The organism is Leisingera sp. CC-HEC096, assembly GCF_059429235.1.
Genome location: NZ_JCAIJS010000001.1, coordinates 12874 through 26800 on the forward strand (window position 1 = coordinate 12874; position 13927 = coordinate 26800).

15 protein-coding genes are annotated in these 13927 nt (G+C 64.7%); 6 read left to right on the plus strand and 9 right to left on the minus strand.

The genetic code is table 11. The features are described 5' to 3' along the window. Positions 1-163 precede the first annotated feature (163 nt). From AC5STI_RS00045 to AC5STI_RS00060, 4 genes are all read left to right on the plus strand, one after another. Positions 164-2671, plus strand: coding sequence for a GcvT family protein (locus tag AC5STI_RS00045; protein WP_495445131.1), 2508 nt, complete (start codon positions 164-166; stop codon positions 2669-2671). A gap of 115 nt (positions 2672-2786) precedes the next feature. Continuing rightward, complete coding sequence (locus AC5STI_RS00050) at positions 2787-3179, plus strand: hypothetical protein (protein ID WP_495445132.1); 393 nt, start codon at positions 2787-2789, stop codon at positions 3177-3179. A gap of 149 nt (positions 3180-3328) precedes the next feature. Further along, positions 3329-3931: a class I SAM-dependent DNA methyltransferase gene (locus tag AC5STI_RS00055; RefSeq protein ID WP_495445133.1), complete on the plus strand. Its 603-nt coding sequence runs from the start codon at positions 3329-3331 to the stop codon at positions 3929-3931. A gap of 311 nt (positions 3932-4242) precedes the next feature. Further along, entirely contained in the window at positions 4243-4662 is a 420-nt protein-coding gene (locus tag AC5STI_RS00060; protein ID WP_490398268.1) for a PRC-barrel domain-containing protein, read from the plus strand. Positions 4663-4735: 73 nt separating this feature from the next. Here the strand turns inward: AC5STI_RS00060 and AC5STI_RS00065 are convergent, their stop codons facing one another. Next, complete coding sequence (locus tag AC5STI_RS00065; protein WP_495445134.1) at positions 4736-5326, minus strand: HD domain-containing protein; 591 nt, start codon at positions 5324-5326, stop codon at positions 4736-4738. A 99-nt stretch (positions 5327-5425) separates the two neighbouring features. Here AC5STI_RS00065 and AC5STI_RS00070 point away from each other — a divergent pair, with 99 nt between their 5' ends. Next, on the plus strand, positions 5426-6277 hold the full coding sequence (locus AC5STI_RS00070; RefSeq protein ID WP_495445135.1) for a LysR family transcriptional regulator: 852 nt from the start codon (positions 5426-5428) through the stop codon (positions 6275-6277). Between the two features lie 70 nt (positions 6278-6347). Here the strand turns inward: AC5STI_RS00070 and AC5STI_RS00075 are convergent, their stop codons facing one another. The 4 genes from AC5STI_RS00075 to AC5STI_RS00090 all read right to left on the minus strand — a co-directional run bounded on the left by AC5STI_RS00075 (position 6348) and on the right by AC5STI_RS00090 (position 9439). Then, a complete protein-coding gene (locus AC5STI_RS00075) occupies positions 6348-6683 on the minus strand; it encodes a carboxymuconolactone decarboxylase family protein (protein WP_495445136.1) in 336 nt (111 codons plus the stop codon). A 74-nt stretch (positions 6684-6757) separates the two neighbouring features. Further along, positions 6758-7414: a DUF938 domain-containing protein gene (locus AC5STI_RS00080; RefSeq protein ID WP_495445137.1), complete on the minus strand. Its 657-nt coding sequence runs from the start codon at positions 7412-7414 to the stop codon at positions 6758-6760. Next, positions 7414-8484 (minus strand): NAD(P)/FAD-dependent oxidoreductase, encoded by a 1071-nt coding sequence (locus AC5STI_RS00085; protein ID WP_495445138.1) that lies wholly within the window; start codon positions 8482-8484, stop codon positions 7414-7416. Before AC5STI_RS00085 ends, AC5STI_RS00080 begins: the two co-directional genes overlap by 1 nt. Positions 8485-8488: 4 nt before the next feature. Beyond that, the gene (locus AC5STI_RS00090) at positions 8489-9439 is read right to left on the minus strand and encodes an aldo/keto reductase (protein ID WP_495445139.1); all 951 of its coding nucleotides are present in this window, start codon (positions 9437-9439) and stop codon (positions 8489-8491) included. Positions 9440-9571: 132 nt separating this feature from the next. Here AC5STI_RS00090 and AC5STI_RS00095 point away from each other — a divergent pair, with 132 nt between their 5' ends. Further along, a complete protein-coding gene (locus AC5STI_RS00095; protein WP_495445140.1) occupies positions 9572-10153 on the plus strand; it encodes a hypothetical protein in 582 nt (193 codons plus the stop codon). Between the two features lie 2 nt (positions 10154-10155). On the opposite strand, the gene AC5STI_RS00100 is transcribed toward AC5STI_RS00095, so the two are convergent. The 4 genes from AC5STI_RS00100 to AC5STI_RS00115 form a co-directional block, all read right to left on the minus strand. After that, the gene (locus AC5STI_RS00100) at positions 10156-10512 is read right to left on the minus strand and encodes a VOC family protein (protein WP_475050453.1); all 357 of its coding nucleotides are present in this window, start codon (positions 10510-10512) and stop codon (positions 10156-10158) included. A gap of 212 nt (positions 10513-10724) precedes the next feature. Further along, the gene (locus AC5STI_RS00105; RefSeq protein WP_495445141.1) at positions 10725-11801 is read right to left on the minus strand and encodes a BMP family ABC transporter substrate-binding protein; all 1077 of its coding nucleotides are present in this window, start codon (positions 11799-11801) and stop codon (positions 10725-10727) included. 65 nt (positions 11802-11866) lie between these two features. Then, a complete protein-coding gene (locus AC5STI_RS00110) occupies positions 11867-12787 on the minus strand; it encodes an ABC transporter permease (protein WP_495445142.1) in 921 nt (306 codons plus the stop codon). Position 12788: 1 nt separating this feature from the next. Beyond that, entirely contained in the window at positions 12789-13871 is a 1083-nt protein-coding gene (locus tag AC5STI_RS00115) for an ABC transporter permease (RefSeq protein ID WP_495445143.1), read from the minus strand. Between the last annotated feature and the right edge of the window lie 56 nt (positions 13872-13927).

Sequence of the window (13927 nt, forward strand, 5' to 3'; positions counted from 1 at the left end):
CTGCGCGGAAATCGCCATAGCGGTCAGAATCGCCGCCGGAATCCGGTATGCTGTGGCGCGCAAGGTCGGTTTTGGCTGTTTTTGCGTCGGCCTGATTTTGCGCGGATTTCAATGCGCGGGCATAACCACTGCCAAGAATCTCACAAAGCTGGAGAGCGGGAGAATGAAAACCCAAGTCAAAGCACTTGTTGTTGGCGGCGGCGCCGTCGGCACCTCGATTGCCTATCACCTGGCCAAAGCCGGCTGGGAAGACGTCATGCTGATCGAGCGTGACGAGCTGACCTCCGGCTCGACCTGGCACGCGGCCGGCCTGCTGCCGCTGTTCAACATGTCCTATGCGACCACCCACATCCACAAGTACTCGGTCGATTTCTACAAGACCCTGGAAGAGGAAACCGGCCTGAACGCAGGTTTCGCCGTGGTGGGCAACCTGCGCATGGCGCAGACCCAGGAGCGCATGGACGAATACATGCTCTATGCCTCCACCGCGGAAACCTGCGACGTGGACTATGAGTGGCTGACCCCGGATCAGATCAAGGAGCGCTGGCCGCTGATCGAGACCGGCGACCTGAAGGGCGCGATCTACCACACCGAGGACGGCTACATTAACCCGGCAGACGTGACCCAGGCGATGGCCAAGGGCGCCCGTCAGCGCGGCGTCGAGATCGTCCGCAAGATGCAGGCCGATGCCTTCCATTGGACCGGCACCCACTGGGAAGTCACCTGCACCAAGATGGTCGAAAAGGGCGGCAACCTGGTTCCTTCCGACGAGCAGGTGGTGATCACCGCCGAGCACGTCGTGACCGCATCCGGCAACCACGCGCAGCGCACCGCGAAAATGCTGGGCATCAAAATGCCTGCAATCCCGGTCGAGCACACCTTCATTGTCATGGACAAAGACCCGGAGCTGGTCAAATGGCGTGAAGCCGGCAACCCCGAGCACCCCGTTGTGCGCGACGCCGACAATGAATCCTATGCCCGCGAAGAGCGCGGCGGCTGGATCCTGGGCATCTACGAGCGCGGCGCACCCGCACAGTTCGAACACGGCGTGCCGGACAGCTTCCGCGCCGACCTGTTCCCGCTGGATCTGGACCGGATCGCAGAGCAGTACATGGCGATGGCAGAGCGCGTTCCGTCCTGCGCCGAATCCGGCCTGAAGGACGACTTCAACGGCCCGATCTGCTACACCCCTGACGGCAACCCGCTGGTCGGCCCGGCACCGGGCCTGCGCAACATGTGGCTGGCAGAAGGCTTCTCCTTCGGCATCACCGCGGCTGGCGGCACCGGCTACTACCTGGCGCAGATGATGGTGGACGGCGAGGCCGAGATCGACATGGCGTCGCTCGACCCCAAGCGTTACTCCTCCAACTGGATGACCACCGAGTTCGCGGCCCGCAAGAACGAAGAGTGCTATGAGCACGTCTACATCCTGCACCACCCGGACGAAGAGCGCGAGGCCTGCCGTCCGCTGCGCACCGCGCCGGCATACGACCGCCAGAAGGCCCGCGGCGCACAGTTCGGCTGGGTCAACGGCTGGGAACGCCCGAACTACTACGGCCCCGTCGATGCTCCGGCGAACTTCGACCACGACGCCCGCTCCTTCCGCCGCGGCGGCTGGTGGCAGTATGCCGTGGAAGAGGCGAAGGCCGTGCGTGAAGGCGTTGGCCTGATCGACGCAACCGCCTTCACCAAGCATGTCGTCAAAGGCCCCGGTGCGACGCAGTTCCTGGACTGGTTCACCTGCAACAAGCTGCCCAAGATCGGCCGCATCAACCTGACCTACGCGCTGACCGCATTCGGCACCACCCGTACCGAATACACCATCGTGCGCAACGGCGAGAACAACTACTACCTGGTCTCTGCCGGTGCCTGGTCCGAGTATGACGCCGACTTCCTGCGCAAGGCGGCCGAGGACAAGATGGAGGAGTTCGGCTATATCGAGATCCAGGACGTGACCACCCAGTGGGGCGTCTTCGCCATCGCAGGCCCCAAGTCCCGCGATGTGCTGAAAGAGGTGATCGTCGACGCCGATCCGGAAACCGCGCTGTCCAACAAGCGCTTCCCCTGGCTGTCGGCCAAGCAGATCGAACTGGGCATGTGCCCGGTCAATGCGATCCGCGTTGCCTACACCGGTGAACTGGGCTGGGAACTGCATCACCCGATCGAGATGCAGAACTACCTGTTCGACCTGCTGGAGAAGGCGGGCGAGAAGCACGGCATGAAGCTGGTCGGCGCGCGCGCCCAGAACTGGCTGCGCCAGGAGAAATCCTACCGTGCCTTCGGCAACGAACTGGGCCGCGACGCGACCCCGCTGGAAGCCGACCTGCCGCGCTTTGTCGACCTGGAGAAGGACTTCCACGGCAAGGACAAGCTGGTCGAGACCGGCGTCCGCGTGAAGTGCTGCACCCTGCTGATCGACGGCCCCGAAGACGCCGATCCCTGGGGCCGCGAGGCGCTGTACGCTGAGGATGGCACCCGTGTGGGCCGTCTGACTTCCGGCGGCTACTCGGTGGCCTTCGAGAAATCCATCGGCATGGGCTATGTGAAGCCTGAGTTTGCGGTGGAAGGCACCAAGCTGCAGGTCAAGATCCAGGACAAGCTGTGGGACGCGGTCGTCACCTGCGACAGCCCCTATGATCGGAAGAACGAGACCATCCGCCAGAACGGGTAAGTTCCGGCGAAAGAGATGAGAAAGCCCCGGCCGATGTGCCGGGGCTTTTTTGTTTGGGGACTGGAGCGCGAACTTTGCCTTGAACGAAGCCTTAGATTGACGTCAGCATCCACGCATGGATTATCCCCCCTGGCTCCCGCAGCCCGTAAACACGCATAAGGGCAGGCTGCTCGCCATCGCCCGCTGCATCCACGAAGTGCATTACCGGGAAGTGCAGCATTTGGTGAAGGGCCCCGTAATGGTCTTCGACAATTTGTGCGTTGGACCGCTGCAATTGGCTGCTGAGGTGCTGCACCGCTCGGGGTTCACTGAGTATTTGGACGAAAATCAGAGATTCAGCTCATTTGTCTGCGATCCTTCGGATTTTGAGACCGTCGCAAATGCCAGAGCAGCGCATAACCTCGACCCGGAACTCGTCAAGACGGCAGTTATCCGTCTCAGCGAAGAAGGGTTTGGTGCAACAGAAGAAATAGACTGGCTTGCCCGAAAGCTCCGCGCGGAAGGCTGATCTGAAACTTTGCTCGACATCGCTTCATGCTGCTCGCCCGGCGGCTTGGCCTTGGTTCCGGGGGGAATGCGTGCTTTCGGCCTTCTGTTGACGCCGCCCGCCCGCCGCTGCACTGTCCCGGGCCTGAGATACCAAAGCAGGGCAGGCAAATGAGCGACGACTGGAACGATTACGCAGACGGCTGGGACGGCAACAGCGATGTCCGGAACTATGCCGACAAAGCATTTGCCGCGCTTGATGCCTTTGCCGGTATCACCGGCGGGGGCTGGAAGGACAAGCGGGTGCTCGACTTCGGCTGCGGCACCGGGCTTTTGAGCGGGAAGCTCGCGCCGCACGTGCAGGAGGTAGTGGCCGTTGACACCTCGGACCGGATGATCGCGGTGCTGCAGGACAAGGCGCTGCCCGGCGTGAGGGCGCTGCACGCGGATATTCTGGACAGCAGCACAAGGGAGGCGGGAGACGGGCTCACCGGCTTTGATCTGATCTGCGCCTCGTCCGTCTGCGGGTTCCTGCCGGACTGCAGCGGTGCCGTGGCAGAGCTGGCGGGGCTGCTGAACCGCGGCGGATTGTTTGTGCAATGGGACTGGCTGGCCACGGATGATGGCGGCTCCGGGCTGACGGAGCAGCAGGTAGGAGACGCGCTCAGGGGCGCAGGCCTTGAACCGGTCCGGGTTGAGAAGGCGTTTGCAATGGAGGCCGGCGGTCAACGGATGCCGGTGCTGATGGGCGCAGCCGTCTGCGCCGCGGGTTGAGCTTGCTGCGATAGCCTCTTTGCGCGGCTGGAAGGGCCGCGCGAAGACCTCCCGCCCGTCACCGTTCGGATATTAAATCCGAAGGTTCCCGTTGGGCCAGGCAGGCCGCGCCGCAGGCGCGGCCTGCCTGGCCCCGGTAGCGGCGCGCACCGCGCGGCGCCACCGCTTCCAAGCGGCTTGCCCGCTTCCTCCCTGGCACCCGCTGCAACGGGTGGCCGCAGATGATGCTCAGGAATTTTCCCGGCTTTTCAGGAACTTTCTTCTCCTGCGGCCGTTCACCTTATGAACGAACCAGAAAAGGAGAATGCAACATGAAACGCCTCGCAACAATCGCCCTCGCCGCTGGCATGGCGGCTGCACCGGCTCTTGCAGAAACCCAGCTGGATACCAAGGATCTGATCCGCACCCGGGATATCACCGGCGGTGACATCTACACCCTGAACGGCCCCATGGACGAAGACACCTGGGGCAACTGGGAAGCCGATGGCGTCGGCCCGGACTGGAACGACATCGGTGAAATCGAAGACATCATCCTGGACCGTAACGGCCAGATGAAGGGCGTCGTGGCCGAAGTCGGCGGCTTCCTGGACGTGGGCGACAAGCACGTGATGATTCCGGTGGAAGACATGCGTCTGGCCCCGGTCGATGACAAGCGTTACGTGATCGTCACCCGCTTCACCGAAGAGCAGCTGGAAGAGTTGCCGTCGGTCGATGAAGGCTGGTGGGACTAACAACAGCAGCATTTAAAAGAGGGGCCGTCCGGCCCCTCTTTTTCTGTTCGCAGATGCCGCCCGGGCGGGCAGGTCAGTCTTGGGCCGTCTCCGCCAGCTCCATATGACCCCAGCCGCGCGACAGCACCTTACGCAGGATCGGCTCGAAGAACTCCAAGGGCTTGGTCGGGTACTCCGGGTCAAAGGCGCACTGGTCGTATTTTTCGCAGAAATACCGGCAGTCCTCCCAATAGGGGCTGTCGCGGTACTTGTCCCGCGCGTTGCGGTCGCCGCCGAAATGGTGGTTGTAGTAAAAGCCCTGGAACACGCAGTGGTGTTTGAGGATCCAATAGGTCTTCTCGCTGACGTAGGGCTTCATCATCGCCGCCGACAGCTCGCCGTGGTTGTAGGGCGACAGGATATCGCCGGTGTCATGCACCAGGGCTGCCACGATGATCTCGTCCTCGGCGCCGTCCTCCCAGGCGCGGGTCGCGGCCTGCAGGCTGTGCTGGTAGCGGTTCACCGGGTAGGGGGTCCAGTCCTCGTCCAGCGAGCGGATCGCGTCGAGGATCCGGTCGGGCAGGGCGGCGTTGTATTCTTCCTCGTATTTCTCCACCGCGGCCCAGTCCTCGGGCGTGGCTTCTTCGAAACTGGTCCAGGTTGGCTTGTGGCTTTTGTCCAGCATTGGCGCGGTCCTTTGGTTGATCTGCGGGCAGCCTAGCGGTTCCCGGATGAGCAGGAAAACGAATTGATTTGCTCAGGCTGATTGGAAATATTGATCACCATGCAGATCAATTCTTTTGAGACCTTTCTGGCGATTGAGGCCACCGGCAGCTTTCACGGTGCGGCGCGGGTGCTGAATATCACCCAGACCGCCGTCAGCGCCCGGATCAAGGCGCTGGAGGAGGCGCTGGGCACGCCGCTGTTCGACCGCGGGCCGGGCGGCACAAGGCTGAGCGAAGCGGGGCGGCAGTTCCAGCCCTATGCGGAGCAGATGATGCGAACGTGGGAGTTCGTCTCCGGCGATCTGAAGGCGAGCCTGGCGGGGCGGGTGCCCTTGCGGCTGGGGGCGCAGCTGTCGGTCTGGGATCCCGTGCTGGTCGATGTCGCGGTCTGGCTGGAGGCGGAGCAGGGCACGGTGCCGTTTACGCTGAACTACGACCACGCGATGAACATGGGCGAGGCGGTGGCGCGGCGGCTGCTGGATCTGGCCATCGTCAACGAGGTGCCCGCGGGTACCAGCCTGGCGGTGGAGGAGCTGCCGCCCGAGCGGCTGGTGCTGGTTGCGGACCAGCCGCTGCGGCTGGGGCGGGATGCGCTGCCCTTGTTCATCAACCTGGAATTCGGCAGCGAGTACGACGCCCGGCTGCGCGAGGTGCTGCCCCGCCGCAGCCGTCAGCACATCGTTCTGGGCAATGCGCTGATGGGGCTGCGTTATCTGATGAAGCGGGGCGGCATGGGATATTTCCCGGCCTATATGGCGGCTGAGGCACTGGCCGCGGGGGCGCTGCACGCGGTTGAGGGCGCGCCGGAAATCAGCCTCAGCTGCCGCGCGCTCTATTTGCCGGACAACCCGGCGGTGGAGCATATCCGCCAGGTGCTGCAAGGCCTGCAAGAGGTACGCGGCAGTGGTTAGGGAGGAAAACTGCGGCGCGGAATTTTCCACGGAAAACAAGTGTTTTCCGGGCTGAATTCCGCGCCGGAATTCAGCGGGTCAGCTGATTGAAACACTCCATCGCTTTGGCCGCATACATCATCGCCGGGCCGCCGCCCATCTGGATCGACATCGCCAGCACATCGCCCACTTCGGCACGGCTGGCGCCTGCCTTGACCAGCGCCTCCACATGCAGGCCGATGCAATCCTCGCAGCGCAGCGCCACCGCAATGCCCAGGGCCACGAATTCCTTCTGCTTGAACTCCAGCACGCCGCCCTGTTTCACCGCCTTGCCAAGCGCGCCGAACGCCTGGGCGGTTTCCGGGATCGCCCCGTTCAGATTGCGCAGGCCCTTGCGGGTGCCGTCCAGTTTCTCGTGCCAGTCCATCTGCCGTTCCCTCGATAATACATTCCGATTATTGAAGGTGTACGGGCGGCACTTCTGCGCGGCTTTGATCCAGGTCAGATGGCCGGCTTTTCCGCAATCAGGGCGAGGTTGTTGGCGGGCATCTCCACCGCCTGCAGAAGCTCCAGCCCGGCACCGTGCAGCCAGTCGATCACGTCGAAGTCGTCCTTGTAGCCGATCTCCGGGTCGTGGGCGGAGAGCGCCGCGTGGAAGGCCCGGTCGCCGTCGCTGGTCAGCTCGCCGCCGCGCGTGAAGGGGCCGTAGATCACGAAGCGCCCGCCGGGGGCGAGCGCCGCGGCGGCCTCGCGGATCAGGGTGCGGGCCTCGCCTTCGCTGATCAGGTGCAGCAGGTTAACCAGCACGATCAGGTTCTGGCCGGACTGCGCCGCGCTCCAGCCGGGGGCGGTGGCGTCGAGCTGAACCGGCGGCGAGATGTTCTTGAGACCGCTCTCTTCGGCATAACTCCGGATACTTGCGAGGCGGATGTCCTCCACCTCGCTGGGCTGCCACATCAGGCCGGGCAGGCGGGCGGCATAGGCCACGGCGTGCTGGCCGGTGCCGCTGGCCAGTTCCAGCGCACGGCCCTTGGCAGGCGCCACCTCCGCCAGCAGATCGCACAGCACGCTGCTGTTGCGGGCGGCGGCGGGGGCGAACAACTTGCCCTCCTCAGGTGCTGCCACCGAGGCCGCGCCGGGAACAGAGCGCACCGGCATCAGCGCAGCCGGGCGGGCGAAAGCGCCGCCACCGTGTCCGCGTCCAGCACCGGCGTGCGGCCTGCCACCAGGTCGGCAATCAGCTGCGAGGCTGCGGGCGCGGTCATGATGCCATAGCCGCCCTGAGCGGCGCACCAGATGAAGTCCGGCTGATCCGGATCCGGGCCCAGCACCAGGGTGCCGTCCGCCACAAAGCTGCGCAGGCCGGCAAAGTTGCTTTCGACGCGCGTCACCGGCTCTGTCACCATCTCCTCATAGCGCGCCAGCCCCTCGGCCAGGACCATGTCGTCGGCATAGGCGTCATGCGGCTCCACCGGGTCGGCATCGGCAGGGGAGACCAGCAGCTTGCCCGCATCCGGTTTGGCATACCAGGTCTCGCCCACGCCCAGCAGCATCGGCCAGCCGCTGACGTCATGGCCGCCCGGCGCAGGCAGCCGCGCCATCGAGCGGCGCTTGGGCTGGAGGCCGATCGCCGCCACCCCGGCCAGCGCGGCGATCTGATCGGCCCAGGCACCCGCGGCATTGACCAGCTGGCGGGCCTGATAGGTCTGGCCGCCGGCGGTGACCTCCCAGCCGGAGGCGGTGCGGGTGATGCCGCTCACCGGCGCTTTGGTCACGGTCTGCCCGCCCGCGGCGCGCAAGGTCTTGGCAAAGTCCTGCAGCATCCGGTCGGTGTCGATATCCTCTGCCGCGCCGCTGATGGCGGCAAAGCCGACGGTGTCCGGGTTCAGGATCGGCACCATGGCGCGGGCTTCGTCCAGCTCCAGCGTGGCCATGCCCAGCTCATCCACGTCGCGGGCAAAGCCGCCGGCGTCCCCCTTGGCGCCCAAAAGCATCAGCCCGCGCGGCGACAGGTAGCCCCCGTCACGCAGGTAAGCGGCGCTGGCGCGGTTCAGGGTGACGGTGGCGCCGTGGCCATAGTTTTCTTCGAACAGCGCGGCGGAGCGGCCCGAGGAATGGTAGCCAAGCGCGTCCTCCATCTCCAGGAGGGTGACGCTGCCGAGGTCCGCAAGGCGGGCGGCGGCGCTGATGCCGGCCATGCCGCCGCCGATGACGATGAAATCCTGCATGGGTCTATTCCTGTTCTTCGAGCCGGTCCGTCGCGGGCGCGGGCCGCGGGCTGAAGGCTTCGATTGTTTTGTAAAGCTCTGCGTCCATTTCAAAGTCCAGAGCCGCCAGCGAGGGCTGCAGCTGCTGCAGGTTGCGGGCGGAGATGATCGGCATCGGGGCGGCGGGATGCGCGGCGGCCCAGGCGACGGCCAGCGTGGCCGGATCGGTGCCGCGCTCCGCCGCGAGGGCCGAGAGGCGCTGGGCGGCCTCATGCATGTACTCAGCGCCGTAGCGGGCGCGGTAGCGGTGGTCTTCGGTGATGCGGCCGCTGCCGCCCTCGGTGTATTTGCCGGTCAGGAGCCCGCCGCCCAGAGGCGAATAGGGGGCCACGGCTACGCCCTGATCGGCGCACATCGGCAGGATCTCTACCTCAGCCTGCCGCTTCACCAGCGAATACATCGGCTGCAGGATGTCCGCGGCGGTGCCCGAGGCCAGCCCCGCCATCTGCGCCTTCATCACCTGCCAGGCGGCAAAGTTCGACAGGCCAACGTAGCGGACCGCACCCTCGTCCTTGAGCGCGGCGAAACAGTCCATGGTTTCGCGCAGGTCCGTGTCCGGATCGAAACGGTGCAAGTAGAACACGTCGACCATGTCGAGCCCCAAGCGCCGGCGGCTCTCGTCCAGCTGGGCGCGCAGGTTGGCAGTGCCGGCGCCGCCGGTATAGCCCGCCTTGGTGGCGATCAGCAGCTGCTCGCGTTCCTCCTTGATCAGGCGGCCCAGGATCTGTTCCGAGTTGCCATCGGTATAGAGCCAGGCAGTGTCGAAGTGGTTGATCCCGGCGGCGCGGCAGGCGGCGTACATCTCGGCCGATTGCTCCTCATCGGCGCGGCCGCCGAACTGCATGGTGCCAAAGGCAAAACGGCTGGCCGGGGTGCCGTCGGGGGCGGTCAGAATCTTGCGTGCGGTCTGGGTCATGGCGCGGAGCTTGGCACAGGGTGACGGGCAGGGAAAGGCGGTTTCCGCCTGCCTGCGCGGTCTTGAACCGGTGCCATATTCCGGCCCGGTTTCTTTGCCATCATGGGCGGCGCAGCGGAATGGAGAGGGAAAGTGAAACAGTTTCTGATGATCGGGGCAGCGGCCTTGCTGGCGGCCTGCGCTGCACCGGAGAAGCCGGATTACTGGTCGGCGACCCGCACCGGTTATGGCGCGCAGTCAGTGGCCGGAGTGGAGACCGGCGGGCCGGATTACCGGACAGCGGCCCTGGCAGAGGCCGGGTATTACACCAGCGCCATGCGCCCCGGCCTGCACAAGACCCGCACCGGCGCGCCCTGGCTGGTCTATCATTCCGCCCGGTATCAGGGCGGCGGCCAGCCGCAGGCAGGCCGGGCTGCCGCACAGTCGGCCATGGCGTATTCAAGCTCGAATTGGAAATCCCCCTATGCGGCACAGACCGGGCTGGGGGATGCCAGGACCCGCTTCCGGATCGTGACTGTGGATGGCAGCAGTTTCGCTGTTCTGAACAAGATCCGGCTGCCGCTGAAACATCTCTTTGCGTCCGACAGGGAGCAGCTGGAGAAGCTGACCGATTATGCGGCGCAGCTGGCAGGCTGTACAGTGACCGGTCCGGCTCTGGTGCAGCGGGTCGACGGCGCTGCGCAAAAGCTGGCCGCGCCGGTTGTTTGCTCCTGACCCTAATCAGCGAAACAGATTTTGTTTCTGTCCAAGTCGCGCACATATGCGGAGAACCGCGGCCCCCGCTGCCGCGGTTCGCCCTCGCATGTGCCGCCCAGCTCAATCGCCTTGCTGTGCAGCCGGGTGACTTCGGCAGCGGATCCAAGGCTGAACCCCACCATGGTTCCGTTGCCATTGACGGCCGGTTCGCCGTCGAAGGGCAGGGCGGCTGCAAAGGCAAAATCGTCCTTCAGCCAGTAGGTCATTCTTTCGCTTGGCCGGACTTGGGTCAGACCTGAGTGCTCAAACAAGGCGTCATAGAATTTGACCGACGCTTCCATGTCGTTGGTTCCAACAACAAAGTAATTCAGTTTCAAAGGCAACCTCCACGGGGCTTAAGGGGGAGCGGACAATTTTCCGCTGGTGCATTCAGCCGGCCCGGAAATTCCGGCGGCCGGTTCGTGGAGCCGGGTGTACATCAGGGCAGTGACAGGGCGTGTCAGCAGGCTTCGCTGAGATCAGTCTTTTGCCCGCAACGAAAAAGGCCCGCCAAGCGGCGGGCCTTTGATGTTTGTACCGAAACCGCGATTTACTGCGGGATGTCGCCTTCCAGGCCTTCGACATAGAAGTTCATGCCGGCCAGGGTGCCGTCATCGGCGGTTTCACCCTCTGCCAGCCAGTCGCTGCCGTCCTGCTTTTTCAGCGGGCCGGTGAAGGGGTGATAGGAGCCGTCCGCGATCGAGTCCTTGATGGCCAGAGCAGCCTCTTTCACGTCCGCCGGAACGGCGTCAGAGATTTCGCCAATGCCCACCATGCCGGCGCCGATGCCGTCCCAGGTGTCAACCGACTCCCAGGTGCCGTCCATCACGGCCTTGGTGCGGGCGATGTAGTAGGGAGCCCAGTCGTCGATGATGGAGGACACGCGCGGCTTGGGCGCGTATTCCGACATGTCGGAGGCCTGGCCGAAGGTGATCACGTTGCCAGCGGCCTGCGCGGCGGCCTGCGGCGCGGTGGAGTCGGTGTGCTGCAGGATCACGTCGGCGCCCTGTTCGATCAGCACCTTGGCGGCGTCCGCTTCCTTGGCCGGGTCGAACCAGGTGAAGGCCCAGACGATCTTGAACTCGACGTCGGGGTTCACCTTCTTGGCGTGGATATAGGCAGAGTTGATGCCGCGGATCACTTCCGGGATCGGGTAGGAGCCGATGTAGCCGATGATGTTGCTCTCGGTCATGTGGCCCGCGATGGTGCCCTGCACCGCGCGGCCTTCATAGAAGCGGGCGGAGTAGGTCGACACGTTGTCGGCGCGCTTGTAGCCGGTGGCGTGCTCGAACTTCACGTTCGGGAACTTCTTTGCCACGTTGATGGTCGGGTCCATGTAGCCGAAGGAGGTGGTGAAGATCAGGTCGGCGCCTTCCAGCGCCATCTGGGTCATCACCCGCTCAGCATCCGGGCCTTCGGCCACGTTTTCCACATAGACGGTTTCGACCTTGTCGCCGAATTCGGCTTCCACAGCCTTGCGGCCCTGGTCGTGCTCATAGGTCCAGCCGCCATCGCCGACGGGGCCGACATAGACAAAGCCCACTTTGGTCTTGTCTTCGGCCATCGCCGCGCCCGCGGCCAGGCCAAGCGCCACGGCGGCGCTGGTCAGGAGGTTGGTCAGTTTCATCAAAGGGACTCCCCAGTTGGTTTTGGTTGGCCCCGGCAGCCGGGGCAGGCAATAGGCCCCCCGCGTCAGCGGGAGGCGTGGAAATTGCGGCCAAGCGCGGCGGGTGCGCTGCTCTTGTCCGCGGAAAGGATAACAAGCACCAGGATGGTAATCAGATAGGGCGACATTGCCAGATACTCGACCGGAATGGCAACGCCTGCCGCCTGCAGATTGAGCTGCACCACGGTGACCCCGCCAAAGAGATAGGCCCCCAGCAGCGCGCGCCAGGGTTTCCAGCTCGCGAACACCACCAGCGCCAGGGCAATCCAGCCGATGCCGGCGGTCATGCCCTCGGTCCATTGCGGGACGCGGATCAGACTGATGTAGGCGCCGCCGATGCCCGCGCAGGCGCCGCCGAACAGGATCGCTGCCAGGCGGATCTTCAGCACTTTGTATCCCAGCGCATGGGCAGCGTCGTGGTTCTCGCCCACGGCGCGCAGCACCAGGCCCATGCGGGAGTATTTCAGCATCCACCAGACCGCGGCCGTCAGCACGATGCCGAAGTAGAGGATGATGTCATGGCCGAACAGGATCGGGCCAACGACGGGCAGGTCGCTCAGCACCGGGATGTGGATGTCGCCCATCTGCGGCGGCTTCACACCGACATAGGACTGCCCCATCAGCGCCGACAGGCCAAGGCCGAACAGCGTCAGCGACAGGCCCGAGGCGACCTGGTTTGCCTGGGCAAACTGGGTGAGGATCGCGAACAGGATCGACAGTGCCGCGCCTGCGATGGCGGCGGCGAGGAAACCCAGCAGCGGCGAGCCGCTTTCCACCGCGGTGGCAAAGCCCGCGATGGCGCCCACGATCATCATCCCTTCGACCCCGAGGTTCAGCACACCGGATTTTTCGACCACCAGTTCACCAATGGCCGCCAGCAAGAGCGGGGTTGCCGCCACCATCAGCGAGGCGATGAGCAGGACCGGGTTGATTGCAGAAAGATCCATGTTACGCCACCTCCGGCTTGCCGATTGCGATGCGGAAATTGGTGAGCAGGTCGAAGGCCAGCAGGAAGAACAGAAGCATCCCCTGGAACACCTGGATGGCCGCGGCGGGCAGCTGCAGGTTCGACTGCGCAATGTCGCCGCCGATGTAGGTCAGCGCCATCAGCCCGCCTGCCAGCAGGATCCCCACTGGGTGCAGGCGGCCCAGGAAGGCGACGATGATCGCGGTAAAGCCATAGCCCACGTTGAAGTCGATGCTGATCTGGCCGGACGGGCCAGAGACCTCGAACATGCCGGCCAGACCCGCCAGCGCGCCGGAAGTGCCGAGGCAGAACAGCACCAGCCGGGTGGGGTTCACGCCGGCAAAGCGCGCCGCCCGCGGCGCCTCGCCGGTCAGGCGGATGTGGTAGCCGGTCATGTGGCGGTTCAGCAGCACATAGGCAAAGATCACCGCAATCAGTGCGGCCACCACCCCCCAATGCATGCCGGTGCCGGTGATCAGCTCGGCGTTATGGGCGGCGTCCCAGGACTGCAGGTTGCGGGAGCCAGGGAAGCCGAAGCCCTCCGGGTTTTTCAACAGGCCCAGCGAGACCGAAGCCAGGAACTGCTCGGCCACATAAACCAGCATCAGTGAGACCAGGATTTCGTTGGTGCCGAAGCGGGTTTTCAGCACCGCCGGGATCATCGCCCAGATCCAGCCGCCGAATGCGCCGGCGATGACCATGAAGGGGAAGATCAGGACCGACTCGGAGGGGTAGAAGGCAAGGCCGGCCCCGGCGCCAAAGATGGCGCCCATGATGTACTGGCCCTCGGCGCCGATGTTCCAGATACCGGCGCGGAAGCCCAGGGACAGGCCGATGGCGATCAGCACCAGCGGCGCGCCTTTGACCAAGAGCTGCGGGCGGTAGTAGAAGGCAAACTCGCCAAACAGCGGTTCCCAGAAAATGGTGCGGATCGCCTCAACCGGCGGTTTGCCGAGCGCGGCAAACAGCAGCCCGCCAAAAAACATCGTCGCCAGCACCGCCACCAGCGGCGTCGCCATCGACCAGGCGCGCGACGGCTGCGGCCTTTTCTCAAGCCGGATCATTCAAGCGGCTCCCTTTTCATCTTTCCAAAAATACTCCCGCCGGAGGCGTCCCGAAC

Coding starts and splice junctions, on each gene's coding strand:
- AC5STI_RS00090 (WP_495445139.1), bottom strand. CDS start 9,439: ATGACCCAGACCGCACGCAAGATTCTGACCGCCCCCGACGGCACCCCG.
- AC5STI_RS00085 (WP_495445138.1), bottom strand. CDS start 8,484: ATGCAGGATTTCATCGTCATCGGCGGCGGCATGGCCGGCATCAGCGCC.
- AC5STI_RS00105 (WP_495445141.1), bottom strand. CDS start 11,801: ATGAAACTGACCAACCTCCTGACCAGCGCCGCCGTGGCGCTTGGCCTG.
- AC5STI_RS00045 (WP_495445131.1), top strand. CDS start 164: ATGAAAACCCAAGTCAAAGCACTTGTTGTTGGCGGCGGCGCCGTCGGC.
- AC5STI_RS00075 (WP_495445136.1), bottom strand. CDS start 6,683: ATGGACTGGCACGAGAAACTGGACGGCACCCGCAAGGGCCTGCGCAAT.
- AC5STI_RS00070 (WP_495445135.1), top strand. CDS start 5,426: ATGCAGATCAATTCTTTTGAGACCTTTCTGGCGATTGAGGCCACCGGC.
- AC5STI_RS00080 (WP_495445137.1), bottom strand. CDS start 7,414: ATGCCGGTGCGCTCTGTTCCCGGCGCGGCCTCGGTGGCAGCACCTGAG.
- AC5STI_RS00110 (WP_495445142.1), bottom strand. CDS start 12,787: ATGGATCTTTCTGCAATCAACCCGGTCCTGCTCATCGCCTCGCTGATG.
- AC5STI_RS00050 (WP_495445132.1), top strand. CDS start 2,787: ATGGATTATCCCCCCTGGCTCCCGCAGCCCGTAAACACGCATAAGGGC.
- AC5STI_RS00055 (WP_495445133.1), top strand. CDS start 3,329: ATGAGCGACGACTGGAACGATTACGCAGACGGCTGGGACGGCAACAGC.
- AC5STI_RS00060 (WP_490398268.1), top strand. CDS start 4,243: ATGAAACGCCTCGCAACAATCGCCCTCGCCGCTGGCATGGCGGCTGCA.
- AC5STI_RS00065 (WP_495445134.1), bottom strand. CDS start 5,326: ATGCTGGACAAAAGCCACAAGCCAACCTGGACCAGTTTCGAAGAAGCC.
- AC5STI_RS00115 (WP_495445143.1), bottom strand. CDS start 13,871: ATGATCCGGCTTGAGAAAAGGCCGCAGCCGTCGCGCGCCTGGTCGATG.